The following is a 26,207-nucleotide window of genomic DNA, read 5'->3' as shown; positions in this document are numbered from 1 at the left end:
GCGACGATCGAGCGCTGTTGTTCGCGTGATCGTGGAGGTGTCGTGTCCGCAGGGGGACCGTTTCGTGCCGGTGACCGGGTGCAGTTGACCGATCCCAAGGGACGGCAGCACACGCTGGTGCTCGCCGACGGCGGCCAGTACCACACCCACCGCGGCGCCCTCGCGCACGACGACCTGATCGGCAGGCCGGAGGGTTCGGTGATCACCTCGGTCGGTGGCACCAGCTACCTGGCGTTGCGCCCGCTGCTGGCGGACTACGTGCTGTCCATGCCGCGCGGTGCGCAGGTGATCTATCCCAAGGACGCCGCCCAGATCGTGATGTGGGGCGATATCCACCCCGGCGCCAGGGTGCTCGAGGCCGGAGCCGGCTCCGGCGCGCTGACCTGCTCCTTGCTGCGGGCCGTCGGCCCGGAGGGCAGCGTGACCTCCTACGAGGTCCGCGAGGACCACGCCGAGCACGCCAGCCGCAACGTGCAGAAGTTCTTCGGCGAGCTCCCGCCGAACTGGACCTTCCACGTCGGCGACCTTTCCGAGCACACCGGGCAGGTGGACCGGGTGGTGCTGGACATGCTCACCCCGTGGGACATGCTGCCCACGGTGGCGGAGAACCTGGTGCCGGGCGGCGTGCTGGTGGTCTACGTCGCGACCGTGACCCAGCTGTCCTCGATCACCGAGGCGTTACGAGAGCAGCAGTGCTGGACCGAGCCCCAGTCCTGGGAGACGCTGATGCGACCGTGGCACGTGGTGGGGCTGGCCGTGCGTCCCGAGCACCGGATGGTGGCGCACACGGCCTTCCTGCTGGTCACCCGCAGGCTGGCGGACGGAGTGGCGCCGCCCCGCCCGCGCCGCCGTCCCAGCCGCGGCTGACCCGCCGGAGCGAGTGGGTCAGCCGCGGCCGACCGCGGCCCAGTTGTAGCTCGCGCACCAGTTCTCGTCCTGTTTCAGCAGCGCGAAGGTGAACGACTGCTCGTCCGAGGCGTCCTTGCCGGTCATCTTCCCGGTTGCCGAGTTTCCCTGCACGGTCGGCGGCTCACTGACGGTGAAGGTGGCCTTCTCCACCTCCGCCGCCTGGTCGAAGGTCTGCGCCTGTTCGGGTGTCGGCTGCTGGCAGGTGATCTTCGCGAGCTGCTCGCTCTTGCCACTGGTGAGCGCGGCGGCGAAGTCCTCGGCCAGCTGCGCGGTGGCCTTCGCGTCGCCGCCTGCCTGGGGAGCGCCGGTTCCCTGGCTCGGTTGCGGTGCCCCGGTCTGCCCTGAGCCAGGAGCGGGCTGGTTCGAGGTCGGCGCGTTGGTGCTGGTGCCGCCCGCGGCCGCCGGGTCCTCGGTGCCGGGGTCGTCCTCGCCGTTGCCGGTGAGCCAGATGATCAGGGCGGCAGCGCCGCCGACGACCACGACGCCCGCGATGGCGAGCCCGGCGATGAGCCCGGTTTTCTTCTTCGGCGGGGGTGCTCCGGGTCCGCCTGGCCCGCCGGGGTATCCGCCCGGTTGCTGGCCATAGGGGGAGTGCGGGTCGTAGCCGGGTTGTTGCTGGCCGTAGGGGTCGGGCTGGCCGAACTGCTGGGTCGGATACGGCTGCCCGTACGGGGCCTGGCCCGGCGGCGGGTAGGCCCAGCCACCACCGGACTGCGGCGGCTGGGCCGGTTGCGGCGGCTGGCCGTACGGGTTCTGCTGACCATAAGGGTCCGGCTGGCCGTAGGGACCCGGCTGCTGGGGCGGGTAGGTCATCGCTGGTCAGCTCCTTGCGAGGGGCACGGGCGGGGACGCTCAGCCGGCGACACACCATCCGCCGGAGAGCTTCTTGGCCTTCAGGGTGTCGCGTTGGGTCTGGCCCTGGACGGTGATCTCGAACGGGATCTCCGCGTTGTCCCCTTCGATCGTCGGATCCCCCGCCACCTTCGCGGTGAAGCCAGGCTGTCCCTCGAACGCGCTGTCGTCCACGTTCTCGGGTTCACAGGAGATCTGCCTTGCCAGGTTGGCGTCCCGGTTGTTGATGGCCTCCGCGGCCTGTTCTCCGAGCGTGCTCACCTGGGCCACGTCGTCGGCGGAGCCACCGGACCCGCTGTCGGAGTCCCCGCCGGGAGACCCCGTGCCGGCGTCACCGTCGCCCTCGTCCGGATCCGGTACCGGAAGCTGTGGGGAACCGGTGCCGTCCGGGGCGGGAGTCTGCTCGGTGGTCTGGTTCTGCTGTGCCTGGTTCTCGGTGCCGGGGTCGTCCTCGCCGTTGCCGGTGAGCCAGATGATCAGGGCGGCAGCGCCGCCGACGACCACGACGCCCGCGATGGCGAGCCCGGCGATGAGCCCGGTTTTCTTCTTCGGCGGGGGTGCTCCGGGTCCGCCTGGCCCGCCGGGGTATCCGCCCGGTTGCTGGCCATAGGGGAGTGCGGGTCGTAGCCGGGTTGTTGCTGGCCGTAGGGGTCGGGCTGGCCGAACTGCTGGGTCGGATACGGCTGCCCGTACTGCTGGGTGGGATCCGCGGGATAGCCACCTGGTTGCTGCGGCTGTGGTCCACTGGGCGGGAATCCGCCGGGTTGCTGCCCCGGCTGGCCAGGTTGCCCATGCGGGCCCTGCGGGCCGGGTGGCTGCGGCGGATAGGTCATGACTGCCCCTTACTCGCTCTGCGATATCTACGGGATCCCGCTTCCGCGCTGGGCGGAGGAGGGCCCGATGCTAGCGCGCCCACGTGCGGGCACGGGCCAGTTCGGGTCACTTGCCGGCTCCCTTGTGTCCCCCAGTGGGCGTTTTGTCCGAGCCAGGCCGCTGGTTGCCGCCCGGCTGCTGCCTACCGTCGTTGTGAACGCACCGTAGCGGGTGTGGTCCGGCCGGTCTTACCGGGATGGCCCCTTGCGTGGCCGGGATGGACCTGCTCGCGACCGCGACGCGCCGATCCTGTGATGCGGATAGGTCTTTCCTTGTCGGTGATCGCCGGTACCGTGGGAAGAAATGCATTCCGAGGAGGTGCCGAGATGCAACAAGACCTTCCCGGAGGTCGGCACGAGGAGGCCGACCCTTCAGATCCGAACGGTACCGGAGCGTCGGGAGCCGCGGACCCGTCTCCCGACGAGCAGGCTAGGCAAATCCGGTTCCTGCAGGAAGAGGTCGCGCTGCTGCGGCGCAAGTTGACCGACTCGCCACGGCAGAACCGCGTGCTGGAGCAGCGGCTCGCCGAGGCATCGGAACGCGTGAGCCAGCTCACGGAGCGGAACAACAAGCTGGTCGAGACCCTGCGTGAGGCGCGAGGTCAGCTGCTGGCCCTGCGCGAGGAAGTCGATCGGCTCGCGCAACCGCCGAGCGGTTATGGCGTGTTCATCGCGGCATACGAGGACAAGACGGTGGATGTGTTCACCGCGGGCAGGAAGATGCGGGTCGCCGTATCGCCCGCGGTGGAGATCGAGTCGCTCCGGCGCGGGCAGGTGCTGCGGCTGAACGAGGCGCTGACCGTGGTCGAGGGCGGCGAGTTCGAGCGCACTGGTGAGGTCTGCGGCCTGCGCGAGGTGCTGCTCCCGGAGGTCGAAGGCGGTCCCTCCCGGGCGCTGGTGGTCGGCCATGCGGACGAGGAACGTGTGGTCTGGCTGGCCGATCCGCTGGTGGACGAGACGCTCAAGCCGGGTGATTCGCTGCTGGTGGACTCCAAGGCGGGCTACGCCTACGAGCGGGTGCCGAAGGCCGAGGTGGAGGACCTCGTGCTGGAGGAGGTGCCGGACGTCCGCTACGAGGACATCGGTGGCCTTTCCCGGCAGATCGAGCAGATCCGGGACGCGGTGGAACTGCCGTTCCTGCATGCCGACCTGTACCACCAGTACCAGCTGCGGCCGCCCAAGGGCGTGTTGCTGTACGGCCCTCCCGGTTGCGGGAAGACGCTCATCGCCAAGGCCGTCGCCAACTCGCTGGCGAAGAAGGTCGCGGACGTGCGCGGGGAAGGCGGTGGAAAGGGTTCCGATGCCAAGTCGTACTTCCTGAACATCAAGGGCCCCGAGCTTCTGAACAAGTTCGTCGGGGAGACCGAGCGGCATATTCGGATGATTTTCCAGCGTGCCAGGGAGAAGGCTTCCGAGGGTACGCCGGTGATCGTGTTCTTCGACGAGATGGACTCGATTTTCCGCACCAGGGGAAGCGGTGTTTCCTCTGACGTGGAGACGACCATCGTGCCCCAGCTGCTCTCCGAGATCGACGGCGTCGAGGGGCTGGAGAACGTGATCGTGATCGGTGCCTCCAACCGGGAGGACATGATCGACCCCGCGATCCTGCGTCCCGGCAGGCTGGACGTGAAGATCAAGATCGAGCGTCCGGACGCCGAGGGCGCGAAGGACATCTTCTCCAAGTACCTGCAGGATGGCCTGCCGGTGCATGCCGACGATCTGGCCGAGTTTGGCGGCGACACCAAGGCCACCTTCGACGCGATGATCCAGCACACCGTCGAGCGGATGTACGAGGAGAGCGACGAGAACAGGTTCCTCGAGGTGACCTACGCCAACGGGGACAAGGAGGTGCTCTACTTCCGCGACTTCAACTCCGGCGCGATGATCCAGAACATCGTGGACAGGGCGAAGAAGTCGGCGATCAAGTCGGTGCTGGAGACCAAACAGCCCGGGTTGCGGGTGCAGCACCTGCTGGACGCGATCGTGGACGAGTTCGCGGAGAACGAGGACCTGCCGAACACCACCAACCCGGACGACTGGGCCCGGATCTCCGGTAAGAAGGGCGAGCGGATCGTCTACATCCGCACCCTGGTCACCGGCAAGAACCAGGACTCCGGCCGGGCGATCGACACGGCGAGTAACACCGGGCAGTACCTCTGATACACCTCTGACTACCCGCCCGGCGGGCCCGGCTTCCACCCAGGAAGCCGGGCCCGTTCGCATGTCCGCGTCCTTGACTGCCGGTCGCCGGGCTGGCTAACCTCTCCTCATTGGGTAGGAACCTTTACAAATTGGAGCCTACGCGATCCGCCGCCAGTGCACTCCAGCCACTCCCGCCGGGGGTGGTCCCTGCTCGAGGAGGAACTGATGAGGTGGCAGACGCGGATACGGACGCTGGTCGCACTGGCCGCGGTGGTGGTCCTGCCCGGCACCATCGCCGAGGCCGCGCCCGGGGACACCGGTGTGGTGGCGGAACACAGCGCCGTCGCGGCCAACGGGAAGCTTTCGGTATGCGGGCTCCGGCTGTGCAACAGCAGTGGCCGGCCGGTGCAGCTGCGCGGGATGAGCACGCACGGGCTGCAGTGGTACGCGCACTGCGTGACGGACGGATCGTTGGACGCGCTGGCGGGGGACTGGCGCGCGGACGTCCTCCGGTTGTCGATGTACATCCAGGAAGGCGGCTACGAGACCGATCCGCGCCGGTTCACCGACCTGGTCGACCGGTTCATCGAGGAGGCGACCCAGCGCGGGATGTACGCCATCGTCGACTGGCACATGCTCAGCCCTGGCGATCCGCACTACAACCTTTCCCTGGCCCGCACCTTCTTCACCGAGATCGTCGGCAGGCACCGGGGCAAGGACAACGTGCTCTACGAGATCGCCAACGAGCCGAGCGGGGTGAGCTGGTCCCGGATCCGGAGCTACGCCGAGGAGATCATCCCGGTGATCAGGGCGCAGGACCGGGATGCGGTGGTGCTGGTGGGCACCCGTGGCTGGTCCTCGCTCGGCGTGTCCGAGGGAGGCGACGAGCGGGAGATCATCGCCAACCCGGTGCGTGCGGAGAACATCATGTACACCTTCCACTTCTACGCCGCCTCGCATCGGGACTACTACCTGGACACCCTCGCCAGGGCGGCGCAGCGGCTGCCGGTGTTCGTCACCGAGTTCGGCACCCAGACCTACACCGGGGACGGCGGCAACGACTTCGCAATGGCCGGGCGTTACCTGGACCTGATGGCACAGCAGAAGATCAGCTGGGTGAACTGGAACTTCTCCGATGACCACCGCTCCGGCGCGGTCTTCCAGGAGGGCACCTGCTCGGCCGGAGGGCCGTGGACCGGCCCCGGCCCGCTGAAGCCGGCCGGGGTGTGGGTACGCGAGCACATCCGGGCTGGGTAGTGCCCGGCGTGTCGGCCCAGCCAAGCGTATAACGACCTATACGGTTGGGCTATGGACGATTTACCACAGACCACCCCGCGCGCGCCGATCACTGCCGCCGACGTGCTGTCCTGGCTGGAGGATACGGCGGAGTCGGTGCGCGCGGGGGAGGTGGCGCCGGAGGATCTGATCGCCCTGCTCGGGGAGCTGCGGCAGGCCTCGACGGCCTGCGCCAACGCATCGGACTGGGCCCTGCTCGCCGCCCGCGAGGCCGGGGCCAGTCTGCGGCAGATCGCGCCGGTCTTCGGCAAGGGATACGTGCGGGCGCCGGCGGCGCGGCTGGAGAAGCTGCACCGGCAGGTGCTGAACTCCGAGCAGTTCCTCGAGCTGATGCGCCGCCGCGATGGCTCTGTATAATGATCTATACGGTGCCGCTTGAGGTGCCGCTCGAGGTCGTTCCCAGCAGCATCCGCACTTCCACCTCCTCGACGAATGGCGCATGTGGCCGCAACGCACGTTCGATCCGGCTGGAGAACCCCGGTCGCCGGGCGGGGGAGGGGAGTCGTCCGGCCGGTATTGCCGAGTAGACGCCACCGACGATCTCCTCGAGGCTCAGCTCGGCGCGATAGGTGAGCCGGGTGTCGCGGACCGCAAGACCTGCCCCGGCCATGGCTTCCCGGTACGCGCGCTGGGTGGGCTCGTCGGTTCCGCAGGTGCGGGTGAGTTCGGTGTCGAGCAGCCGTTCCAGGCACTCCCGCAGGGCGTGGGACCAGGGGCTGGGCTGTAGCCAGAGCGGGGTGCCGTTGGTCAGGACGGCGACGCCACCGCCCGGCCGGAGTAGCGTGGCCAGTTCCGGCAACAGCCGCCCGTGGTCCATCCAGTGCAGGGCCTGCCCGATCGTGACGCAGCCGACCCGGCGCGCCCCCAGCACGGCCTGCAGTGCCGGCATGTCGGCATCGGCTCCCAGTAGCCAGCCGATGTTGCCGATCCCGCGCTCGGCCGCGGCCCGCCGGGCCCGTGCCAGCATGTCCGGCTCCGGGTCGATACCGAGCACGGCGCCGACCCGGTCGGCGAGCGGGCAGGTCAGCTGCCCGGTCCCGCACCCAAGGTCGACGGCGACGTCGGTGGGGCGGAGGCCGAACTCGGCCGCCAGGGTGTCGAAGACGGCGGCGGGGTAGCCGCGCCGGTACCGGTGGTAGAAGCCGACCACATCGCCGCCGAATTCCTGGTCCATGGCGCAAGTTTGGCGTTTCCGTTCGGCGGCTGGGGCGAGTTCAGCCAGCAGCGAGCAATATTGGTGTATAACGATTTATTCAGCACCGCTTTTGACTGCGTCACTACCCGTGCTCTCTGACCACGTCCCTCACCACACCGCAACGACGTGGGAGAATCGCTACGCTAGCCTGCTGCGCATGGTGACCGCCATCGGGCTGGGACTTGCCGCGGTAGGCAGGCCCGCGTACATCAACCTCGGCCGGGTGGCCGAGTTGCCAGCGCAGCGATCCGTCGCCGCGCTGCGGGCGGTCACCCATGCGCTGCTCGACCAGGCCTACGCCGCCGGGATCCGGCATGTCGACGTCGCCAGGTCCTATGGGCGCGCCGAGGAGTTCCTCGGTGCCTGGCTGGCCGAGCGCGGCCACCGGGACCTGGTGGTCTCCAGCAAATGGGGGTACGCCTACGTCGGGGACTGGCGGCTGGACGCGCCCGTGCACGAGGTCAAGGAGCATTCGGCCGAGCGGTTCCGGGCGCAGTGGCGGGAGAGCCGGTCGTTGCTCGGCGAGGCGATCTCGCTGTACCAGGTCCATTCGCTGACCGCGGACAGCCCGCTGTTCACCGACCGGCCGCTGCTGGACGAGCTCGCGGCGCTTGCCGACTCAGGTGTGCGGATCGGCTTCTCCACCTCCGGCCCGCGCCAGTCGGAGACCATCCGGCGGGCCTTCGAGCTGGAGGCGTCCGGGGTGCGGCTGTTCAGCGCGGTGCAGTCCACCTGGAACCTGCTCGAGCCCTCCGCCGCGGGCGCGCTCGCCGAGGCACATGCGGCCGGGGCGCGGGTGCTGCTGAAGGAGACCCTGGCCAACGGCAGGCTCGCGGTGGACCCGCCGGCCGCGGTGGTCGAGGCCGCCACGGCCCGGGGCGGCACCCCGGACGCCATCGCCCTGGCCGCCGCCATGGCCCAGCCATGGGCCGATGTGGTTTTGACCGGCCCCGCGGGCTCGTCCCAGCTCGCAGGCAACCTGGCCGCCGAGCGAATCGCGCTGACGAACACCGAGCGGGACCGGCTCAGCACCATTGCCGAGCCGCCCGCGGACTACTGGGCGCGGCGGGCAGCCCTCCCGTGGCAGTGACGTGGCCGATGGTGGCTGGATGCCGGGGTGCGCTCGCCAAGCGGTAGTGTCGGGCCCCAGCTCACTGGGGTAGTGCGCGGGCCACAAACACCGAAGGGGATGAGTCGGTGCGTCCTGGGCGATTGATCGTCGTCACGGCGGTCGCGCTTGCCGGCCTCGGCGGATGTGCCGACCGGCCGAACGATCTCGACACCTACTACGACGACCCGCCGGACACCACGGAGGCGGGCACGAGCAGCCCGCCGACCACCCAGGCCCCGCCGGCGGCGTCCTCGGTGTCCTCCCCACCGCCCACCGGCTTGCGGGAGGCGGTCGGCTCCGCCCTGCTCACCGCCACCGAGGTCGCCGAGGAGGGGGTACAGCCCGCCGGGGTGTCCGGGCCTGCGGGCTGCCTCGCGGAGCTGCCACCGCCCGCGGAACCCGCGCTACGGCGCGCGGCGAGCTGGGAGTACCCGACCGGGTCGGCGTTGCGGCAGCAGGTGACCGGTTATCCCGACCGTCCGGCGGCGGAGGTGCTCGGGTCGTTCAACTGTGCCGAGGGGCAGCCGTTCTCGGTGACCATGCCCGGCGGCACCGAAGCCGAGCGCGCCTGGTGCGTCGGCACACGCTGCACGGTGTTGCTGGCAGGCGAGCAGGTGGTGTCCGGGGTACAGGTGGATGCGGGCAGCGCGGAGCGTGCGCGGGAAGCCCTGGTGCGGCTCGCCCCGGTCGCGGCGGCGGCGCTGCGCGGTTAGTGATCCTGGTGGGGGCCGGCCTCGGTTCCGCCGAACCGGCGGAACCATTCCTGGACCCCGCGGCGGCCGTCCGGGACCAGCGGGCCATCCGGATCCTCGGCCAGCGCGCGCAGCTCGGCCAGCGGAACCCAGCGCCCGTCCACGATCTCCTCCTGCTGGTGCCGGATCGGTCCGTCCCAGCGGACCTCGAAGGCGAAGTTGTGGCAGCGCACCGGTGGTTCGTTGAACACGTGCACGAACAATGGGACCGGAGTCACTCCGTGGATGCCGAGTTCCTCGGCCAGCTCCCGGCGCGCGCATTCGGCCGGGGTCTCGCCCGCGGCGACCACGCCACCCGCCCAGCAGTCCTCGGCGCCGGGGAACACGTCCTTGTCCGGCGCCCGCAGATGGACGTACACCCACTGGCCGTCACCGGAACGGACCAGCACCACGCCCGCGGCATGCCAGTAACCGCGGGCGCGCATCTCGCTGCGGGGCGCCGATCCGACGACCGCACCGGCGGAGTCGTAGACGGCGACCAGCTCCTCGGCCGGTGCGGTTGGCATGGTCGGCTCCTCCCCGGACTGCTCATGCCGAGCGTACGCCGCTCGGCCCGTCCGACACCGGGCGCGGCCGCCCCGTAGGGTGGTGACATGCGGCGGATCATGGGAACCGAGGTCGAGTACGGCATCGCGGTGCCGGGCGACGCGACCGCGAACCCGGTGTTGACATCCACTCAGGTGGTGCTGGCCTACGCGGCGGCTGCCGATATCCCCAGGGCGCGCAGGGCGCGCTGGGACTACGAGGTCGAGTCGCCGCTGCGGGACGCGCGTGGGTTCGACCTCGCGGGCCCCGGCGGTGGCGGCCAGGACCCGGATGTCGAGGACCTCGGTGCGGCGAACGTCATCCTGACCAACGGGGCGCGGTTGTATGTGGACCACGCGCATCCGGAGTACTCCGCGCCCGAGGTGACCAATCCGCGCGATGCCGTGGTGTGGGACAAGGCGGGGGAGCGGGTGATGGAGGAGGCCGCGCTGAAGGCGGCCACCGTGCCCGGCCAGCCCCAGCTGCAGCTGTACAAGAACAATGTGGACGGCAAGGGCGCCAGCTACGGCACGCACGAGAACTACCTGATGGCGCGTTCGACGCCGTTCACCGCGGTGATCGCCGGGCTGACCCCGTTCTTCGTGTCCCGTCAGGTGGTGACCGGTTCCGGCCGGGTCGGGATCGGGGCGCAGGGCGAGGAACCCGGTTTCCAGCTGTCCCAGCGGTCCGACTACATCGAGGTCGAGGTCGGCCTGGAGACCACGCTCAAGCGCGGCATCATCAACACCAGGGACGAGCCGCACGCGGACGCGGACAAGTACCGCAGGCTGCACGTGATCGTCGGGGACGCCAACCTCGCCGAGTACTCGACGTATCTGAAGCTCGGTACGACGGCGCTGGTGCTGGACATGGTCGAGGCCGGGACCCGGTTCGACGACCTGAAGCTGGACGAGCCGGTGCGCGCGGTACACCAGATCAGCCACGACCCGACGCTGAAGACCAAGGTGGCCCTGGCCGACGGCCGCAAGTTCACCGGGCTGGACCTGCAGTTCGCTTATCACGAAATGGCCGCCGCCCATATCGAGAAGCACGGCGGCGACAGCATGGCGAAGGACGTGCTGCGGCTGTGGGGCGAGGTGCTGGACGCACTGTCCCGTGACCCGGCCGAATGCGCCGATCGGCTGGACTGGCCCGCCAAGCTGCGGTTGCTGGAGGGTTACCGCGCCCGGGACCAGCTCGGCTGGGCCGCGCCCCGGCTGCACCTGGTCGACCTGCAGTACTCGGACGTGCGGCTGGACAAGGGGCTGTACAACCGGCTGGTGACCCGCGGTTCGATGAAACGCCTGGTCAGCGAGGACGAGGTGCGCGCGGCGATCACCACCCCGCCCTCGGACACCCGGGCGTACTTCCGGGGGCGGACCCTGGAGAAGTACGCCGCTTCGATCGCGGCCGCTTCCTGGGACTCGGTGATCTTCGACGTGGGGCGCGAGTCGCTGGTGCGGATTCCTACTCTGGAGCCGCTGCGTGGTACCAAGGCGCATGTCGGGGAGTTGCTGGACCGGGCTGAGACGGCCGAGGAGCTGGTCGAGGCGCTGACCGCGGCCGAGTAGCCGGGCTTGCCGTGCCGTACCCGGCTGATCGCCAGTGCGGGTCGCGCTAGGTAAGCTGGGGGGTAACAGCCACACGCTGGGAGGCGAGTATGGCGCAGGAAAAGATCGAGAAGCACGGTGGCGGCGACTCCGAGGAGGAGGTCGAGGCCGGCGGGGCCGCGGGACAGGAGCGCAGGGAGAAGCTCGGCGAGGACGTGGACACGATCCTGGACGAGATCGACGACGTGCTCGAGGAGAACGCCGAGGACTTCGTCCGCGCCTACGTGCAGAAGGGTGGCCAGTAGGCCCACACCCGTTTCGGCAGCCCCCGCACCTGTTCGATGACCTTCGTTGATGGGAACCACGAGCACGTATGAACAACATCCCGGGTACGTCGGTCGCTGCGCTGTCCTCGGCATACCTGTCGTCGACGAACACCTCGTTCACCGATTTTCTCCGGTCGCAGGCCCCTGAGCTGCTGCCGGCGAACCGGTCGGACCTCTCGGCCGGAGGCGAGATGGACGTTCCGCACGGCACCACGATCGTCGCCATGGCGTTCAACGGTGGCGTATTGATGGCGGGTGACCGTCGGGGCACCACGGGTAACCTCATCTCCAACCGGGACATGGAGAAGGTGTTCATCACCGACCAGTACTCGGCCGTGGGCATCGCGGGCACCGCGGGTATCGCGCTGGAGATGGTGCGGCTGTACGCGGTGGAGCTGGAGCACTACGAGAAGATCGAGGGTGTCTCGCTGTCCCTGGACGGCAAGACGAGCAAGCTGGCCACGATGGTCCGGGCGAACCTGGAGATCGCCATGGCCGGGCTGGCCGTCGTGCCGCTGTTCATCGGCTACGACACCGCGGCCACGGATCCGCGCCGGGTGGGGCGGATCGTGTCCTTCGACGTGGCTGGGGGCCGTTACGAGGAGAACTTCGGCTACCACGCCATCGGGTCCGGCTCGACCTTCGCGAAGTCGGCGCTGAAGAAGCTGTACAACCCGGAAGCGGATGCCGAAGCGGCGATCCGGACGGCCGTGGAGGCGCTCTACGACGCGGCCGACGACGACACCGGCACCGGTGGGCCGGATATGGTGCGCAAGATCTATCCGAACGTCGTTACCATCACGGCCGAGCAGGGGGCGGTTCCGGTTCCCGAGGAGCAGACGGCGGCAGCGGCCGCAGCCGTGGTCGCCGCCCGCACCGAACGTGGTGGGACGGGCTGATCTCGCCCGTCGTCGTTCCCCTGCCCTTCGTCGTTCGAGAAGCAGAGTTCGACAAGCAGAGTCCGATCAAATCCCGATGAGCCCAGTTCCAACCAGCAGAGCGGAGCCAACGCTGTGACGATGCCGCTGTACGCCTCACCCGAGCAGTTGATGCGCGAGCGTTCCGAGCTCGCCCGCAAGGGAATCGCCAGGGGACGTAGCGTCGTCGTGCTGAAGTACCGCGGCGGCGTGCTGTTCGTCGCCGAGAACCCGTCCACGACCCTGCACAAGGTCTCCGAGATCTACGACCGGATCGGGTTCGCCGCGGTCGGCCGGTACAGCGAGTTCGAGAGCCTGCGCAAGGGCGGGATCCGGCATGTGGACCTGCAGGGCTACTCCTACGACCGGCGGGACGTCTCGGCGAGGCAGCTGGCCAACGTCTACGCGCAGACCCTCGGCACCATCTTCACCGAGCAGCTCAAGCCGTTCGAGGTGGAGATCTGCGTCGCGGAGGTGGGCAGCAGGCCCGAGGAGGACCAGCTCTACCGGCTGACCTACGACGGTTCGATCGGTGACGAGCCGCGGCATGTGGTGATGGGTGGTCAGGCCGACACCATCAGCACGAAGCTCAAGGAGACCTACGAGGAGGACATGGATCTCGCCGCCGCGCTGGCCGTGGCCGTCGGCGGGCTGCGGGCCACCTCCTCCGGTGGCAACGGCGATGTGGAGCCGGGCAAGCTCGAGGTGGCTGTGCTGGACCGGGAGCGGCCGGGCCGGACCTTCCGCCGGATCAACGGCGCCGCCCTCGCGGACCTGCTGCCCGCGAGCCCCGCCAAGGACGATGACGCGGACGGTGCGGACGCCAAGAAGAATGGCGAGGAAGCCGAGTCGAAGGACAAGCCGGAGAACGGCACCGGCAACGAAAGCGGCTAGCACCCCCAGTCCCACGGTCTGACGCTGGGCGGTTACAGGCGGTAGATGGTGAGGGCGCTGGGGCGGGAGCGGAAGCGGAACTCGTTGCCGAGCGGGCCCACCTCGCCGTCGGTGGCCACCCTGCGGTTGCCGTCGAGCAGCCGCACGGTCAGTTCCGGCAGGTCGACCTGCCGGTAGACATGGCTGGCGTGCAGGGTGTTGGTGAGTACGGCGAGGATGAACCGCGCCCGGGAGTACGGCACGTCGGCGCGCAGGTAGCGCACGTCCAGCAGCCCGGTGTCCAACGCGGGCCTGGTGGTGGCCCCAAACCCCTTCGGTGCGTAGGTGCCGTTGCCGACGAACAGCACCCACACCCGGGTGGGCTTGCCGCCGAGCACCACGTGCAGCGGGCGGGCGCGGCGCAGGGTCCTGGTCATGGCGATCGCGGCTGCGGGCCATTTCGGATGGTGTTGCTGGATTTTCTCCCGCAGCCGCACCATCTCCGGGTAGCCACCGAGGCTGGCCGTGTTGACGAACCAGCGCCGCTCGGTGCCTGCGACCCCGATGATCTCCACCTCGCCCAGGTCGATCCCGCGCGCCGAACCGGCCTCGGTGGCGGCGTCCGCCTCGGCCATGGAGCCGACGCCGACATCGCGGGCGAAGTGGTTCAGGGTGCCCGCCGGGATCAGGGCGAGCGGCAGGCCGTGCTCGGCGGCGACGGAGGCCACCGCGGCCACGGTGCCGTCCCCGCCCGCGACGCCAAGGGCGCGCACGGTGCCGCCGCGGGAGCGGATCTCCTCGGCCAGTTGCGTGCGGATGTCCGTTGAACTCTCCGGGTACACCAGTACCGCCTTCGGCCAGGCGAACCGTGCCTCGTCGCTGGGGTCCTGGTCGGCGTCCCCGGAACCGGGGTTGACCAGGACCAGCATGTCCTCGCCGTCCCGCATGACCGGGGCCTCGGCGTGGTGCGCGGTGCGGGCGGGGCTGTCCGGGTGCAGTGGCCACCAGTGCCGGGTGCCGAGGCCGACGACGATGCCGAGCAGTGCTCCGGCGCCGACGTCGCTGGGCCAGTGCACCCCGGTGTGCACCCGGGAGTAGGCGATGGCGGCAGCCAGTGGGGCGATGGCCAGGCCGGCCAGCGGGCTCTCCATGGCCACCGCGGTGCAGAAGGCGGCGGCGGAGGCGGCGTGCCCGGATGGGAAGGACGAGGAAGTGGGTTGCCGGACCAGCCTGCGGTGCTCGGGCACCAGTTCGGCGGCGGGCCTGCGGCGCGGGAAAAGGGGCTTGCCGAGCAGGTTCGCGGTGACGCTCGCCCCGGTGATTGCCGCCACACCACGCAGCGCGCCGCGGCGGTTGGACCCGCGGCGCAGGGCGAGCCCGGCGCCGATGACCCACCACAGCTGCGACTTGTTCGCGGCCCGGCTGAGCGTGGTGAGCAGCTCATCTGCCCTGGTCCTCGGCAGTGCCGCGCTGCGCAGCATGAGTCTGTGGTCGACCCTGCCGACCTTCTTCAGCGGCTTCGTGACACGCCTGAACACGAAAAGCAACGTAGCTGACGGCGTGTCCCGCCCGAACGGCCGTCCGTCCTTCCGGGTCGAGCGCCTACCCTGGTGGGATGCAGCGGCGGATCTTTGGGATCGAAACCGAGTTCGGGGTCACCTGCACCTTTCACGGGCAGCGCAGGCTGTCGCCCGACGAGGTGGCCCGGTACCTGTTCCGGCGGGTGGTGTCGTGGGGGCGCTCGTCGAACGTGTTCCTTTCCAACGGCTCCCGGCTCTACCTGGATGTGGGCTCGCACCCGGAGTATGCGACGGCCGAATGCGACAACCTCACCCAGCTGGTCACGCATGACAAGGCGGGGGAGCGCATCCTCGAGGACCTGCTGGTGGACGCCGAGCGCCGGTTGGCGGACGAGGGCATCGGCGGGGATATCTTCCTGTTCAAGAACAACACCGACTCCGCGGGCAACTCCTATGGTTGCCACGAGAACTACCTGGTCACGCGCGCGGGGGAGTTCTCCCGGATCGCGGATGTGCTGTTGCCGTTCCTGGTGACCAGGCAGCTGATGTGCGGGGCGGGCAAGGTGTTGCAGACCCCGCGCGGTGCGGTGTACTGCCTTTCCCAGCGGGCGGAACACATCTGGGAGGGTGTGTCGAGTGCCACAACCCGGTCGCGACCGATCATCAACACCCGGGACGAGCCGCATGCGGACGCGGAGCGTTACCGGCGGTTGCATGTGATCGTGGGCGACTCGAACATGGCCGAGCCGACGACCCTGCTGAAGGTCGGGGCGGCGAACCTGGTGCTGGAGATGATCGAGCAGGGGGTGCAGTTCCGGGACTTCACCCTGGACAACCCGATCCGGGCGATCCGGGAGATCAGCCACGATATGACCGGGCGCCGCCAGATCCGGCTGGCCGGTGGCAGGGAGGCCTCGGCGCTGGAGATCCAGCGGGAGTACCACGCGCGTGCCGTGCAGCATGTGCAGGCCAACGACTCCGGACCGACCGCGGAGCGGGTGGTCGAGCTGTGGGGCCGGGCGCTGGACGCCGTGGAGCAGCAGGACTTCAGCAAGATCGACACGGAGATCGACTGGGCGATCAAGTACCGGCTGGTGGAGCGGTATCGCAGCAAGAACAACCTGGACCTTTCCAACCCCAGGGTGGCCCAGCTCGACCTCGCCTACCACGACATCCGGCGCGGCCGCGGCATCTTCGACCTGCTGCAACGCAAGGGCCTGGTGAAGCGGGTGACCGACGACGGCGAGATCGAACTGGCCAAGGACACCCCGCCGCAGACCACCAGGGCCAAGCTCCGGGGCGACTTCATCGCGGCCGCGCAGCAGGCTGGACGCGACTTCACCGTGGACTGGGTGCATCTGAAGCTGAACGACCAGGCGCAGCGCACCGTGCTGTGCAAGGACCCGTTCCGTGCAGTGGACGAACGGGTGGAACGGCTGATCAGCAGCCTGTGAACGGTCGTGCCTCGATCGTGAGTTCGACGCGCGAGGATGGGGACCTCCGCAAGGGCGGGACCGGAGCGAGCTAGGGTTGTCGCGTGTCCACCGCGCGCGCCGAGCGCCTGGTCAACCTGGTGCTCGCCTTGTTGTCCACTCGGCAGTACCTCACTGCCGAGCGGATTCGCGGCATCGTGCCCGGATACGCCGACGCGGCCACGGACGAGGCGTTCTCGCGGATGTTCGAGCGGGACAAGACCGAGCTGCGTGAACTCGGCATCCCGCTGGAGACCGGCCGTAACTCCAGCTTCGACACCGTCGAGGGGTACCGGATCGCGCGCAGGGACTACGAGCTCGGTGACATCGACCTCGCGCCGGACGAGGCGACCGCGGTCGGGCTGGCGGTGCGGCTGTGGGACTCGCCCGAGCTCACCGGCCAGGCCAACGGTGCGCTGGTGAAGTTGCGGGCCGCCGGGGTCGAGGTGGACGCGGGCGCGCAGACCGTGGTGGAGCCACGGGTGCGCACCGAGACCGCGTTCGCGCCGCTGGTGGCCGCCGTGCAGGAGGGCAGGGCGGTGCGGTTCGAGTACCGCCGCGCGGGCTCGGCCGAGCGCAGGACCCGCACGATGGAGCCATGGGGTGTGGTGTCCTGGAAGGCCCGCTGGTACGTGGTGGGGCACGACCGGGACCGGGACGCGCCCCGTTGCTTCCGGTTGTCCCGGATCAGCGGGGAGGTGCGTGCCGTCGGCAAGCCTGGTGCGGTGCGCAAACCGGCCGAGGTGAACCTCCTGGAGTTCGTCGCGGGTACCGGGCAGCAGGATCTCGCGCCGGTGGCGACCGCGCGGCTGTGGATCGCGGATGGGCGCGCGGCCGGGGTGCGGCGCCGGGTCACGCTGGTGGACCGGCTCACGGTCGCCGGGGTGCCGGGGGATGTGGGCGAGGTCGAGCTGTACTCCCCGGAGGGTGCGGCGGACTGGATCGCCGGGCACGGTCCGGACGTGCTGGTGCTGGAGCCGGACGTGCTGGCCAAGGCCGTGCAGGACCGGCTGGAACAGGTCGAGAAGTCATGAGCAGGGGTACGACCGGGCGGATGCCGCGGCTGCTGGCCCTGGTGCCGTACCTGCTGGCCCGGCCGGGAATCGAGATCGGGGAAGCCGCCAGGGACTTCGGGGTCAGCCCGCAGCAGCTGCGCAAGGACCTGGAGCTGCTGTGGATGTGCGGGCTGCCCGGCTACGGGCCGGGCGACCTGATCGACCTCTCCTTCGAGGGCGACACCGTGTCGGTCACCTACGACGCGGGGATGCGCAGGCCGCTGCGGCTCACCGGGGCCGAGGCGACGGCGCTGTTGGTCGCGTTGCGGGCGCTGGCCGAGACGCCGGGGGTGGTGGACACCGAGGCCGTGCAACGGACCATCGCCAAGATCGAGGCCGCAGCCGGTGCGGCCCAGCCCTCCGGCGTGGTGGTGGGCCTCGGCGTGCGAGAGGCCGCCGGGACCGCGCAGACCAGGGAGACGGTACAGCGGGCGCTGCGGGAAGGCCGGGCGCTGCGGATGCGGTACTACACCGCCTCCAAGGACGAGATCAACGACCGGACCGTGGACCCGATGCGGCTGCTGATCGTGCAGGCGATCAGCTACCTGGAGGCGTGGTGCCGCCGGGCGGAGGGGGTGCGGCTGTTCCGGCTGGACCGGATCGACCGGCTAGAGGTGCTGGACGAGCCCGCGGCGCCGCCCGCGCACGCCGAGCCGACCGACCTCTCCGAGGGGGTGTACACGCCCCGTCCAGGGCAGCCGGAGGCGGAGCTGGTGCTGGAGCCGGACGCGCGCTGGGTGGCGGAGTACTACCCGTGCGAGGAACTGGCCGAGCTGGACGGCGGCCGGCTGCGGATCCGGATGGGCTATGGGGACGAGTCCTGGATGGTGCGGCTGGTGCTGAGCCTTGGCGGGGGCGCCAGGGTGGCGCACCCGCCGAAGCTCGCCGACGCGGTACGTCACCGGGCCGCCGACGCGCTGGCCAGGGCTCGTCACCTGACGTCAACCTAGAAGCAGTACGGTGAGCTGGTGCTGTATGTGCTGAGCCTGGTGCTGGTCGTGTTCGGGGTGTGTTTCCTCGCCGTGGTGATCTTTCGGGTGGCCAGGGTCTTGCGCCGGTTCGACCGCGCCGCGAGCATGGTGGTGGCGGACACCACGGATCGAACCGGGCTGCTGCGCGCCAGGGCCGCGGCGTTGCGGGTCGCGATGACGCAGCGTCGCGGGGACCTCGACGAGGTCCTGGTCTCGGAGCAGGGCTGAACCTTCGAAGGTTCGTCCAACTGGGGTGGAAACCAACGTAGAATCCGTGGGTGAGAGAGAGGAGGCCAGGATGTTCGCGAACCTGACGCCGTGGCATCTGGCTATCTTGGCGCTTGTCGTGATCCTGCTGTTCGGCGCGAAGAAGCTGCCGGACGCGGCCAGGTCCATCGGCAAGTCCATGAAGATCTTCAAGGCCGAGACCAAGGACATGCGCGGGGACAAGTCGGAGGACAAGGGCGGCAAGGCCTCCTCGGAGGAGCCCGCCGATGCCGAGGTCGTGGAGCCGGAGAGCAAGCAGTTGCCGCAGTCCGGCGCGAATTCTTCCTCCGATCAGCAGGTGGCCGACCTGCAGCGCCAGCTCGACGAGCTGAAGAAGCAGCAGCCGGCCGCGCAGGCGGACTCGGCTTCGAAGAACGCGCACTGACCACAGCCAAGCACTGAGGACGTGCCGGCGGTGCGCGGCCGCCGGTTCGGTTTCTCCTTCACTGACCAAGAACGGGACTCGGCGTGGCAGACCCTGCCTCCGAAAAGCGTGAGCGGCGCGGGAGCGCCCGCCGCAGGCGCAGCCGCCGGTACAACCCGGACGGCACGATGACGTTGATCGAGCACGTCTACGAGTTCCGTAGGCGGCTCGCGTACGCGCTGCTCGCCATCGTGGGTGGCGGGATACTGGGGTTCATCTGGTTCGGGGTCAGCGTGGGCCCGATCTCCTCGCTCGGTGACCTGCTGACCGCGCCCTACTGCGCGTTGCCAACGGATGTCCGGATCGAGTTCGAGGGGCGGGGTTGCACACTGTTGCAGACCCAGCCGTTCGAAGCCTTCCTGATCCAGCTCAAGGTGGGTATCGCGGGCGGCATGGTGCTGGTGGCGCCGCTGTGGCTGTACCAGCTGTGGGCCTTCATCGCGCCCGGGCTGTACTCCAAGGAACGCAAGTACGCGATGACCTTCGTCGGGTTCGCCAGCGTGCTGTTCGCCGGGGGTGCGGTGCTGGCCTACCTGGTCGTGCCGACGGCGCTGCGGTTCCTTGTCGGCAACTTCGGCGGCGACCAGTTCGCCACCGCGCTGGCCGGTGACAAGTACATCTCGTTCATGCTGTCGGTACTGGTGATCTTCGGTGTCAGCTTCGAGTTCCCACTGCTGGTGGTGATGCTGAACCGGGTCGGGGTGGTGAAGTACGAGCAGCTGAAGCGCTGGCGCCGCGGCATCACCTTCGGGATCTTCGTGTTCGCGGCCTTCGCGACACCGGGGAACGACCCCTTCTCCATGCTGGCGCTCGCGGTGGCGCTGGTGTTGCTGTGCGAGCTGGCCATCCAGATCGCCCGCCTGCACGACCGCAAGCTGGAACGCAAGCGCAGGGAAGAGGGCTGGAGCGACCTCGCCGATGACGAGGCTGCGCCGTTCGAGTACACGCCGAGCAGTATCGACGAACCGGATGGGCCAGAGCCCTCGGCTTCCGGCCGCGGCAAGGGCGGCTCCACCGGTGGCAAGGGCGGCAGCGGCCCGGCGGGCTCGGCGAACACCGACGACATCACCTGATCCGCGATATGGGTGTGCATGCGGCCTTGGCCGTGCATCCGGACTCCGGTCGCGGCACGGCGGCGCGGATCGCGGGCACGGTCGCCAACCGGCTTCGCGCCGGGGTGGACCGGCTCGACCTGCTGGTGGCGCGCGATGTCGAGGAATCCCGCGCGCTGATGCGGGACTCGCATGCCGAAGGTCTGGACGTGCTGGTGGTGCTCGGCGGGGACGGGGCCGCGCATCAGGCGGTCCAGTTCTGCGCGGGTACCGGGGTGGCGCTCGGGCTGGTGCCGTCCGGGACCGGGAACGATCTGGCCAGGGCACTCGGGGTGGAGCAGGATCCACTGGCCGCCGTGGACGCGGTGGTGGCGGCCATCCGGGAGGGGCGCCGGCGCCGGATGGACCTCGGCAGGGTGGGGGACGGCTGGTTCGGCACGGTGCTGTGTTCCGGCTTCGACGCGGCCGTGACCGAGCGGGCGAACACGCTGCGCTGGCCGAGTGGACCGCGCCGCTACGACCTCGCCGTGCTGGCCGAGCTCGCGTCGTTTCGCCCCGCCGAGGTGGTGGTGCACACCGAGCGGGAGCGGCTGGAGCTGACGGCGTTGCTGGTGGCCGTGGGCAACACTTCCTGGTATGGGGGAGGGATTCCGATCTGCCCCGCGGCGAGCCCACGGGACGGGCTGTTCGACCTGACCGTGGTGGGCAGCGCGCCCAAGCGGGAGCTGCTGCGGGTGCTGCCGGGGCTGCGTTCCGGTCGGCATGTGGAGCACCCCGCGGTGCGCACCCTGCGGGCCAGGCAGGTGACCCTTTCCGGCGCGGACTGGCCCGCGTACGCCGATGGTGAGCCGCTCGCCGGGCTGCCGCTGACGGTGCGCTGCGTGCCGGACGCGCTCACCGTGCTGGGCTGAGCGGGACTCAGGCTGCGGGCAGCAACTCGACGAGCGACCGCCTGCCGGTCACCGGGGTCACCGATCCGATCCGTAGCCCAGCCGCGTCGGCCAGTTCGGTCAGCTGGTCCAGGCTGCGCTCGCGGCCGTTGCAGTAGGCCAGCATGCGCAGGTCCATCTCGGTGTTACCGGGTTGGCCTGCCGCCGTGCCGATGGCCTCCACCAGCAGGACCCTGCCGGCCGGGCCCGCGGCCGCGGCGCAGTTGCCGAGGATGGTGCTCGCCTCCTCGTCGGACCAGTCATGGATGACCAGGGCCAGCAGGTAACCGCCGGCACCCTCGGGCAGCGGGTCGAAGAAGCTGCCGGACACGGTCCGCCCGCGCTCGGCAAGGCCCGCCTCGTGCAGGGCACGTTCGGCCGCCGCGGCCGGGCCGGGCAGGTCGAGTACGGTGCCCCGCAGGTTGGGATGCGTGCGCAGGAGCTCGATCAGCAGCGTGCCCGCGCCGCCGCCCACGTCCACTACCTCGCCGAGCGCGGCCCAGTCGTAGGCCGCAGCCAGCAACGAGGCCGTGTCCGCGGACTGGGCGCTCATCAGCGTGTCGAAGGACGCCCCCAGCGCCGGTCGCGCGGAGAGGTCGTCCCAGAACGGAGTGCCGAAATGCTCGGGATAGGCCGCCTCGCCGGTGCGCACGGTGTGCAGCAGGCTGCCGAAGCACAGGTCTCCTCGGCCGATCGCGCCGTCCAGGTCGATCCAGGCGCGGGTTCCGGAAGGGTGGTCGGAGCGCAACTGCTCGCCGAACCCGGTGAGCGTGTAGCCGCCGTCGCCGTCGCGGTTCAGCACTCCCGCGGTCACGAGGTGCCGCAGGACACGCTCCAGCGCATCGTGATGCGCGCCGACCCGTGGCGCCAGCTCGGCGGCGGTGCGGGGGCCTTGGGCGAGGTGGTCGCCGATCCGTAGCGTGGCGGCCACCCGCACCGCCATCGGGGTGACCAGATCGGCCATGGCCCACATGCTGAGCTTCTGGTTGTCGCCTGTGTCCCCGGCCACATGTCCTCCCGGTCGCGATGTCGTGCTGGCTGTGCCCGTAGCGTAGGCGCCGGGTCCGGCCGCGGGGCTTGGCGAAATGGGAAGGGGTGGCCCGGAGCGGTGGTGGCGTCCGTCCTCGGTTCGGCCGTCGATCCCGCGGCGCAGGTGCGCTGGCTGTCCCGGCACATGGTCGCGATCCTGGTGACCTCGGCGGCGCTGTTCGCGCTACCCGCACTGCTGCACTGGGCGGGCACCGGGACGCTGATCCTCGGCGACTTCCTCGACGTGACCGTGTACCGCGCGGGTGGCTCGGCGTTGCTGCGCGGCGAGCCGTTGTACGCCGCCGATCTGCCGGTGGCCGCTGGTGCGTTTCCGTTCACCTACCCGCCGTTCGCGGCCGTGCTGTTCACACCGCTGACCCTGTTGCCCTCCTGGTTGTGCAGGGCGCTGGTGATTCCAGTCCACCTCGGGCTGCTCACGGCCGTGGTCCGAACGTGCCTGCGTCGGTCGGCCCGCCCGGCGGGCGCCGAGCTGAAGCGGGCCACGATGGCGTTGACGGCGCTGGTGTTCCTGCTGGAGCCGCTGGCCTGGACGATGTGGCTCGGTCAGATCAACCTGGTGCTGCTGGCGGTCGTGTTGTGGGATCTCACCGGCCGGAGCAGATGGGCCGGGGTCGGCGCCGGGATTGCCGCGGGTATCAAGCTGACCCCGGCGCTGTTCATCGGCTATCTGCTGGTGACGCGCCGTTCCGGGCGGCGGGCACGGCGCTGGCGACCGCGGCGGCCACGGTGGGCATCGGGTTCCTCGCCGCCCCTCGGGACTCGGCGCGGTACTGGGGCGGCACCTTCTCCGAGGCAGGGCGGTTCGCCGAGGTGGCAGGCCGGGGGAACCTGTCGCTGCACGGGATGCTGGCGCGGCTGCTGGGCACCGGGGATGCCCAACGGGTGACCTGGTGGTGCTGGCTGCCGCGGTCGCCCTCACCGGGCTGGTGCTGGCGGCGAGGTGGGCGCGGGAAGGGCACGGCCTGGCCGGGCTCACGCTGTGCGGGTTGACCGCGACGGCCGTGTCCCCGTTCTCCTGGAGCCACCACTGGGTCTGGCTCGGGCCGCTGGCGGTGCTGGCGGTGCTGCACGCGTCCAGGGCGCAGGCCGTGACGCTGGGCCTGCTGACCTTTGCCTGGCCGGTGCACATCCTGTTCGGCATGGACATTCACTTCCCGGTGCTGGGGATCAGCATGCTGCCGGGCTGGCACGGGCTGGAGGCGCTGTACGGAAACGCCTACCTGCTCGTGTTCGCCGGCACGCTGCTGGTGGCGCGGAAGGCCTTGCGGTAGCCCGAAGGCGAGGTGCGCATCGCGCGGGCGAAGTGGTGCCGGAAGGTGACCGCGTTGTCGAAGCCTGCCGCCCTCGCGATCTCCTCGACGGGGAGGTCGGTGGTTTCCAGCAGGCTGAGGCTGGCTTGGACGCGTTGCCGGATCAGCCAGCGAATCGGGGTGGTGCCGGTGCACCTGGCGAAGTGCCGTAGGTAGGTGCGGGCGGACATGGCTGCCTGCCGGGCCAGCGTCCGCACGGTGATCGGTTCGGTGAGGTGCTCCAGCGCCCAGGTCATGCTCCTGGCGATGCGGTCGTCCTCGGCCTCGGCGGGTACGGGGCTCTCGATGTACTGGGCCTGCCCGCCGTCCCGGTGCGGTGGGACCACCAGCCGCCTGGCGACGGCGTTGGCGATGGCGGCGCCGTGATCCGTGCGGACGATGTGCAGGCACAGGTCCAGGGCCGGCCGCGCATCCCGCGCTGGTCAGCACGTCCCGGTCGTCGATGTAGAGCGGCCCGGGATCCACCTGTACCCGCGGATACCGGCGGCGCAGCAGGTCGGCGTAGCGCCAGTGGGTGGTGGCCCTGCGACCGTCCAGCAGGCCCGCCGCGGCAAGGGCGAACGCGCCGGAGCAGATCGAGACGATCCGCGCGCCCCGTTGATGCGCCAGGCGCAGGCTGGCGACGAGTTCCGGGCTGGGAGTGGCCGCCACATCGGACACGCTCGGGATGACCACGGTCTGAGCCGCGGCCAGGGTGTCCAGCCCGTGTGGGGTGGACAGGGTGGCGCCGCCGCGCACGCTCACCGGGCCCGGCCGCTGCGCGCAGACGCTGAGCCGGTACCAGTCCACCCCCAGTTCGGGCCACACCAGGCCGAACACCTCGATCGCGATACCGGTCTCGAAGGAGGACATGCCCTCGTAGGCGAGCACGGACACGGTGCGATCGGCCATGGCGCGATCTTAACGAACAGCGGCGTTCACGACACTCGTGCAGGCCGGAGCCGGTGGCGAGGATGACGGTGTGCCTGTCACCGACCTGAGGAGACCCGTGATGACCGACTGGCAGCTGACCCGGACGTTCGCCTCGCCGCAGGGCGAGATCCGCTGGGACGCCTTCGGCGACGGCCCGCCGATCGTGCTGCTGCACGGCACGCCGAACTGGTCCTACATCTGGCGCAACGTGGTGGGTTACCTAGCGCCGCGGCATCGGGTGTACATGTTCGACTGGCCCGGTTTCGGCAGCTCGGCGCGGTTCGCGGGACAGAACATCTCCTGGGACGAGCAGGCCCGCAGGCTGCCGGAGCTGTTCCAGCACTGGGGGCTGACCGCGCCGACCGTGGTGGCCTTCGACTTCGCGCCGATCTTCGCGCTGCGTGCGCACTTCTTCCACGGCCTCGAGGTCGGCGCGTTCGTGTTCGCCGATGCCGCGGTGATCCCGCCGTTCGTCACCGACTTCTCCCGCCTCGCGCGGGAGAACCAGGGCACGATGCGGCAGCTTCCGGTGCATGTCGCCGAGGGCATGATCGCGGCGCACCTGGCGCAGACCACCTACCGGCCACTGGATGCGGACACCTTCGCCGGCTACCTCGCCCCGTGGCGCGGGGCCGAGGGCGTCGCCGCGTACTGGCGTGCCGTCGCCCGTTACGACGAGGACCTCGCGGCGCCGCTGGTCCCGCGGCTGGCGCGGCTGTCGGTGCCCGCGCGCCTGCTGTGGGGTGACCAGGACGCCTGGTTCCCGCCGGAGAAGGCTCGCGAGCTGGCCGCCGCCCTACCGGGCGCCGAGCTGCGGTTCCTGCCGGAGGCGGGGCATTTCTCGCCCGAGGACAACCCGCGTGCGTTCGCCGAGGAGCTGCTGGCCTTCGAGCGCGAGATCGGGCGCGGCGGCGACGCGACCACTGGCGGGATCCGATCCACAAGTACGTAGTCTTGGGTGATGCGGGACAGTGTGCGGACCACGGCGGAGAACTGTCCGGTCGAGGTCGCGCTGGAGGTGCTGGGCGGCAAGTGGAAGCTGGTGATCATCGAGCACCTGCGCGGCGGTACCCGCCGGTTCGGTGAGCTGCGCAGGCTGATGCCGCGGATCACCCAGCGGGTGCTCACCCGCCAGCTGCGCGAGCTGGAGGCCGACGGGCTGGTGCGCAGGACGGTGTACCCCGAGGTGCCGCCGAAGGTGGAGTACACGCTGACCGAGCTGGGCCGCAGCCTGGATCCGATCGTGGCGCGGCTGCGCCAGTGGGGCGAGCGGTACGCTGTGGGGCACCAGCCGCAGGATCCCGGCCTACCGCGGGCGGAGGGTTGCGACTATGTCGCAACCAGGACTGCTGCGGACGCGTCCTCCTGAGATGACGGGTCAGGAGCAGACCAGGTTCAGGCCGTCGGATGTGCTGCTTGCCGTGCTCGGGACGCTCGTCGCGGTTGTCGTCGGCTTTCTGGTGATCAGGCAGGTCCTCATCGCGATGGAGGAGTGCGAGATCGGGATCAACGCCTCCGCGAACTTCGGGCATCTGTTGTTTTTCAGGCTGCCGATCCTGCTGCTCGTGCTCGGTCCGGTGTTCGGGCTGGCGTTCCCGTTGATGGTAGCGCTTGCGCGCAGGCTGAGTGGGAACGCCGCGTTGCGTGCCCTGATCTACGTGCCGGTGCTGGCGGCACTCGTGCTCGGCTTGGGGTGGGCAGCGACTCTGGTCGTGATGGACGTGACCGTGTCTGACGACTACCCGGCCCTGAACTGTCCTGGCAACCGGCCACCTTGGTGGCCGTGGGGGCGGATCTAGGAACAGTTCACGGCGTGGCGCGGCTGCGCCAGTGGGGCGAGCGGTACAGCACCTGACCTTCCTGCCGACCGGCGGTGCCGACCTGCGAAAACGACCACCGCATGCGGAGCGGGTGACGGATATGGA

The 26,207-nt window shown here is 70.0% G+C and carries 28 protein-coding genes and 2 pseudogenes; 22 read left to right on the top strand and 8 right to left on the bottom strand.

Annotated features, from left to right (window positions below; genetic code table 11):
- Positions 1-42: 42 nt before the first annotated feature.
- Positions 43-867 (top strand): tRNA (adenine-N1)-methyltransferase, encoded by an 825-nt coding sequence (locus KOI47_RS18225; protein ID WP_216204794.1) that lies wholly within the window; start codon positions 43-45, stop codon positions 865-867.
- 18 nt (positions 868-885) lie between these two features.
- Here KOI47_RS18225 and KOI47_RS18220 read toward each other — a convergent pair whose 3' ends face one another.
- The 3 genes from KOI47_RS18220 to KOI47_RS18210 are packed head-to-tail and all read right to left on the bottom strand — an operon-like array spanning position 886 to position 2,594.
- A complete protein-coding gene (locus KOI47_RS18220; RefSeq protein ID WP_216204791.1) occupies positions 886-1,722 on the bottom strand; it encodes a hypothetical protein in 837 nt (278 codons plus the stop codon).
- Positions 1,723-1,761: 39 nt separating this feature from the next.
- A complete protein-coding gene (locus tag KOI47_RS18215; protein WP_216204788.1) occupies positions 1,762-2,265 on the bottom strand; it encodes a hypothetical protein in 504 nt (167 codons plus the stop codon).
- Positions 2,238-2,594 carry a hypothetical protein gene (locus KOI47_RS18210; RefSeq protein ID WP_216204785.1) on the bottom strand — a complete coding sequence of 119 codons (357 nt, stop codon included), beginning with the start codon at positions 2,592-2,594 and terminating at the stop codon, positions 2,238-2,240. The genes KOI47_RS18215 and KOI47_RS18210 overlap by 28 nt, the downstream gene beginning before the upstream one ends.
- Positions 2,595-2,960: 366 nt before the next feature.
- Here KOI47_RS18210 and arc point away from each other — a divergent pair, with 366 nt between their 5' ends.
- From arc to KOI47_RS18195, 3 genes are all read left to right on the top strand, one after another.
- Positions 2,961-4,793, top strand: coding sequence for a proteasome ATPase (arc, locus tag KOI47_RS18205; protein WP_216204783.1), 1,833 nt, complete (start codon positions 2,961-2,963; stop codon positions 4,791-4,793).
- 207 nt (positions 4,794-5,000) lie between these two features.
- Positions 5,001-6,032, top strand: coding sequence for a glycoside hydrolase family 5 protein (locus KOI47_RS18200; RefSeq protein WP_216204780.1), 1,032 nt, complete (start codon positions 5,001-5,003; stop codon positions 6,030-6,032).
- A gap of 51 nt (positions 6,033-6,083) precedes the next feature.
- Positions 6,084-6,428 (top strand): hypothetical protein, encoded by a 345-nt coding sequence (locus tag KOI47_RS18195; protein WP_216204777.1) that lies wholly within the window; start codon positions 6,084-6,086, stop codon positions 6,426-6,428.
- A 4-nt stretch (positions 6,429-6,432) separates the two neighbouring features.
- Here KOI47_RS18195 and KOI47_RS18190 read toward each other — a convergent pair whose 3' ends face one another.
- Positions 6,433-7,245 carry a class I SAM-dependent methyltransferase gene (locus KOI47_RS18190; RefSeq protein ID WP_216204773.1) on the bottom strand — a complete coding sequence of 271 codons (813 nt, stop codon included), beginning with the start codon at positions 7,243-7,245 and terminating at the stop codon, positions 6,433-6,435.
- 178 nt (positions 7,246-7,423) lie between these two features.
- Between KOI47_RS18190 and KOI47_RS18185 the strand changes: the two genes are divergently transcribed.
- Both KOI47_RS18185 and KOI47_RS18180 read left to right on the top strand, forming a co-directional pair.
- Complete coding sequence (locus tag KOI47_RS18185) at positions 7,424-8,356, top strand: aldo/keto reductase (protein ID WP_216204769.1); 933 nt, start codon at positions 7,424-7,426, stop codon at positions 8,354-8,356.
- A gap of 122 nt (positions 8,357-8,478) precedes the next feature.
- The gene (locus KOI47_RS18180; RefSeq protein ID WP_216204766.1) at positions 8,479-9,090 is read left to right on the top strand and encodes a hypothetical protein; all 612 of its coding nucleotides are present in this window, start codon (positions 8,479-8,481) and stop codon (positions 9,088-9,090) included.
- Here the strand turns inward: KOI47_RS18180 and KOI47_RS18175 are convergent.
- Positions 9,087-9,635 carry an NUDIX domain-containing protein gene (locus KOI47_RS18175; protein ID WP_216204764.1) on the bottom strand — a complete coding sequence of 183 codons (549 nt, stop codon included), beginning with the start codon at positions 9,633-9,635 and terminating at the stop codon, positions 9,087-9,089. The genes KOI47_RS18180 and KOI47_RS18175 overlap by 4 nt on opposite strands.
- 87 nt (positions 9,636-9,722) lie before the next feature.
- Here KOI47_RS18175 and dop point away from each other — a divergent pair, with 87 nt between their 5' ends.
- From dop to prcA, 4 genes are all read left to right on the top strand, one after another.
- Positions 9,723-11,225, top strand: a complete 1,503-nt coding sequence (gene dop / locus KOI47_RS18170; protein WP_216204761.1) for a depupylase/deamidase Dop — start codon at positions 9,723-9,725, stop codon at positions 11,223-11,225.
- Between the two features lie 89 nt (positions 11,226-11,314).
- The gene (locus KOI47_RS18165) at positions 11,315-11,509 is read left to right on the top strand and encodes a ubiquitin-like protein Pup (protein ID WP_216204758.1); all 195 of its coding nucleotides are present in this window, start codon (positions 11,315-11,317) and stop codon (positions 11,507-11,509) included.
- 68 nt (positions 11,510-11,577) lie between these two features.
- Positions 11,578-12,429, top strand: coding sequence for a proteasome subunit beta (gene prcB / locus KOI47_RS18160; protein ID WP_216204755.1), 852 nt, complete (start codon positions 11,578-11,580; stop codon positions 12,427-12,429).
- 114 nt (positions 12,430-12,543) lie between these two features.
- Positions 12,544-13,341: a proteasome subunit alpha gene (prcA, locus tag KOI47_RS18155; RefSeq protein ID WP_216204752.1), complete on the top strand. Its 798-nt coding sequence runs from the start codon at positions 12,544-12,546 to the stop codon at positions 13,339-13,341.
- 32 nt (positions 13,342-13,373) lie between these two features.
- Here the strand turns inward: prcA and KOI47_RS18150 are convergent, their stop codons facing one another.
- The gene (locus KOI47_RS18150) at positions 13,374-14,858 is read right to left on the bottom strand and encodes a bifunctional phosphatase PAP2/diacylglycerol kinase family protein (RefSeq protein WP_216204750.1); all 1,485 of its coding nucleotides are present in this window, start codon (positions 14,856-14,858) and stop codon (positions 13,374-13,376) included.
- A gap of 77 nt (positions 14,859-14,935) precedes the next feature.
- Here KOI47_RS18150 and pafA point away from each other — a divergent pair, with 77 nt between their 5' ends.
- From pafA to KOI47_RS18115, 7 genes are all read left to right on the top strand, one after another.
- Positions 14,936-16,294 (top strand): Pup--protein ligase, encoded by a 1,359-nt coding sequence (gene pafA / locus KOI47_RS18145; protein WP_216204747.1) that lies wholly within the window; start codon positions 14,936-14,938, stop codon positions 16,292-16,294.
- Positions 16,295-16,377: 83 nt separating this feature from the next.
- Positions 16,378-17,346: a helix-turn-helix transcriptional regulator gene (locus KOI47_RS18140; RefSeq protein ID WP_216204744.1), complete on the top strand. Its 969-nt coding sequence runs from the start codon at positions 16,378-16,380 to the stop codon at positions 17,344-17,346.
- A complete protein-coding gene (locus KOI47_RS18135; protein ID WP_216204741.1) occupies positions 17,343-18,317 on the top strand; it encodes a helix-turn-helix transcriptional regulator in 975 nt (324 codons plus the stop codon). Before KOI47_RS18140 ends, KOI47_RS18135 begins: the two co-directional genes overlap by 4 nt.
- Positions 18,318-18,335: 18 nt before the next feature.
- A complete protein-coding gene (locus tag KOI47_RS18130; RefSeq protein ID WP_216204738.1) occupies positions 18,336-18,566 on the top strand; it encodes a bacteriophage holin in 231 nt (76 codons plus the stop codon).
- Positions 18,567-18,636: 70 nt separating this feature from the next.
- Positions 18,637-18,990, top strand: coding sequence for a Sec-independent protein translocase subunit TatA (gene tatA / locus KOI47_RS18125; protein ID WP_216217378.1), 354 nt, complete (start codon positions 18,637-18,639; stop codon positions 18,988-18,990).
- 83 nt (positions 18,991-19,073) lie between these two features.
- Positions 19,074-20,102, top strand: coding sequence for a twin-arginine translocase subunit TatC (gene tatC, locus KOI47_RS18120; RefSeq protein WP_216204735.1), 1,029 nt, complete (start codon positions 19,074-19,076; stop codon positions 20,100-20,102).
- Positions 20,103-20,110: 8 nt separating this feature from the next.
- Entirely contained in the window at positions 20,111-20,992 is an 882-nt protein-coding gene (locus KOI47_RS18115; RefSeq protein ID WP_216204731.1) for a diacylglycerol/lipid kinase family protein, read from the top strand.
- 7 nt (positions 20,993-20,999) lie between these two features.
- On the opposite strand, the gene KOI47_RS18110 is transcribed toward KOI47_RS18115, so the two are convergent.
- A complete protein-coding gene (locus KOI47_RS18110) occupies positions 21,000-22,019 on the bottom strand; it encodes a methyltransferase (protein WP_216204728.1) in 1,020 nt (339 codons plus the stop codon).
- Between KOI47_RS18110 and KOI47_RS18105 the strand changes: the two are divergent.
- Positions 22,020-23,050: pseudogene (locus KOI47_RS18105) on the top strand (glycosyltransferase 87 family protein). It begins immediately after the preceding gene.
- Entirely contained in the window at positions 22,951-23,331 is a 381-nt protein-coding gene (locus KOI47_RS18100; RefSeq protein WP_216204722.1) for a hypothetical protein, read from the top strand. Before KOI47_RS18105 ends, KOI47_RS18100 begins: the two are co-directional and overlap by 100 nt.
- Here the strand turns inward: KOI47_RS18100 and ftrA are convergent.
- Positions 23,277-24,261 (bottom strand): annotated as a pseudogene (ftrA, locus tag KOI47_RS36465) (transcriptional regulator FtrA). The gene KOI47_RS18100 and the pseudogene ftrA overlap by 55 nt on opposite strands.
- A 100-nt stretch (positions 24,262-24,361) precedes the next feature.
- On the opposite strand from ftrA, the gene KOI47_RS18090 reads away from it, so the two are divergent.
- Genes KOI47_RS18090 through KOI47_RS18080 form a run of 3 tightly spaced genes read left to right on the top strand, consistent with a single transcriptional unit; the run spans position 24,362 to position 26,081 of the window.
- Positions 24,362-25,234, top strand: coding sequence for an alpha/beta fold hydrolase (locus KOI47_RS18090; protein ID WP_216204720.1), 873 nt, complete (start codon positions 24,362-24,364; stop codon positions 25,232-25,234).
- Positions 25,235-25,243: 9 nt separating this feature from the next.
- Positions 25,244-25,651 carry a winged helix-turn-helix transcriptional regulator gene (locus tag KOI47_RS18085; RefSeq protein ID WP_216204717.1) on the top strand — a complete coding sequence of 136 codons (408 nt, stop codon included), beginning with the start codon at positions 25,244-25,246 and terminating at the stop codon, positions 25,649-25,651.
- Position 25,652: 1 nt separating this feature from the next.
- Positions 25,653-26,081 (top strand): hypothetical protein, encoded by a 429-nt coding sequence (locus KOI47_RS18080; protein ID WP_216204714.1) that lies wholly within the window; start codon positions 25,653-25,655, stop codon positions 26,079-26,081.
- Positions 26,082-26,207 lie beyond the last annotated feature (126 nt).

This window comes from Amycolatopsis aidingensis, from assembly GCF_018885265.1.
GTDB lineage: Bacteria > Actinomycetota > Actinomycetes > Mycobacteriales > Pseudonocardiaceae > Amycolatopsis > Amycolatopsis aidingensis.
Note: the sequence above shows the minus strand (reverse complement) of the source record. Positions and strands in the feature narration are given on the sequence as shown.

Excerpts from the sequence above, each read along its gene's own strand:
- KOI47_RS18220 (WP_216204791.1), bottom strand. The coding sequence starts at position 1,722 with ATGACCTACCCGCCCCAGCAGCCGGGTCCCTACGGCCAGCCGGACCCT.
- KOI47_RS18210 (WP_216204785.1), bottom strand. The coding sequence starts at position 2,594 with ATGACCTATCCGCCGCAGCCACCCGGCCCGCAGGGCCCGCATGGGCAA.
- arc (WP_216204783.1), top strand. The coding sequence starts at position 2,961 with ATGCAACAAGACCTTCCCGGAGGTCGGCACGAGGAGGCCGACCCTTCA.
- KOI47_RS18200 (WP_216204780.1), top strand. The coding sequence starts at position 5,001 with ATGAGGTGGCAGACGCGGATACGGACGCTGGTCGCACTGGCCGCGGTG.
- KOI47_RS18195 (WP_216204777.1), top strand. The coding sequence starts at position 6,084 with ATGGACGATTTACCACAGACCACCCCGCGCGCGCCGATCACTGCCGCC.
- KOI47_RS18190 (WP_216204773.1), bottom strand. The coding sequence starts at position 7,245 with ATGGACCAGGAATTCGGCGGCGATGTGGTCGGCTTCTACCACCGGTAC.
- KOI47_RS18185 (WP_216204769.1), top strand. The coding sequence starts at position 7,424 with ATGGTGACCGCCATCGGGCTGGGACTTGCCGCGGTAGGCAGGCCCGCG.
- KOI47_RS18175 (WP_216204764.1), bottom strand. The coding sequence starts at position 9,635 with ATGCCAACCGCACCGGCCGAGGAGCTGGTCGCCGTCTACGACTCCGCC.
- dop (WP_216204761.1), top strand. The coding sequence starts at position 9,723 with ATGCGGCGGATCATGGGAACCGAGGTCGAGTACGGCATCGCGGTGCCG.
- KOI47_RS18165 (WP_216204758.1), top strand. The coding sequence starts at position 11,315 with ATGGCGCAGGAAAAGATCGAGAAGCACGGTGGCGGCGACTCCGAGGAG.
- prcB (WP_216204755.1), top strand. The coding sequence starts at position 11,578 with ATGAACAACATCCCGGGTACGTCGGTCGCTGCGCTGTCCTCGGCATAC.
- pafA (WP_216204747.1), top strand. The coding sequence starts at position 14,936 with ATGCAGCGGCGGATCTTTGGGATCGAAACCGAGTTCGGGGTCACCTGC.
- KOI47_RS18135 (WP_216204741.1), top strand. The coding sequence starts at position 17,343 with ATGAGCAGGGGTACGACCGGGCGGATGCCGCGGCTGCTGGCCCTGGTG.
- tatA (WP_216217378.1), top strand. The coding sequence starts at position 18,637 with ATGTTCGCGAACCTGACGCCGTGGCATCTGGCTATCTTGGCGCTTGTC.
- KOI47_RS18115 (WP_216204731.1), top strand. The coding sequence starts at position 20,111 with ATGGGTGTGCATGCGGCCTTGGCCGTGCATCCGGACTCCGGTCGCGGC.
- KOI47_RS18090 (WP_216204720.1), top strand. The coding sequence starts at position 24,362 with ATGACCGACTGGCAGCTGACCCGGACGTTCGCCTCGCCGCAGGGCGAG.
- KOI47_RS18085 (WP_216204717.1), top strand. The coding sequence starts at position 25,244 with ATGCGGGACAGTGTGCGGACCACGGCGGAGAACTGTCCGGTCGAGGTC.
- KOI47_RS18080 (WP_216204714.1), top strand. The coding sequence starts at position 25,653 with ATGACGGGTCAGGAGCAGACCAGGTTCAGGCCGTCGGATGTGCTGCTT.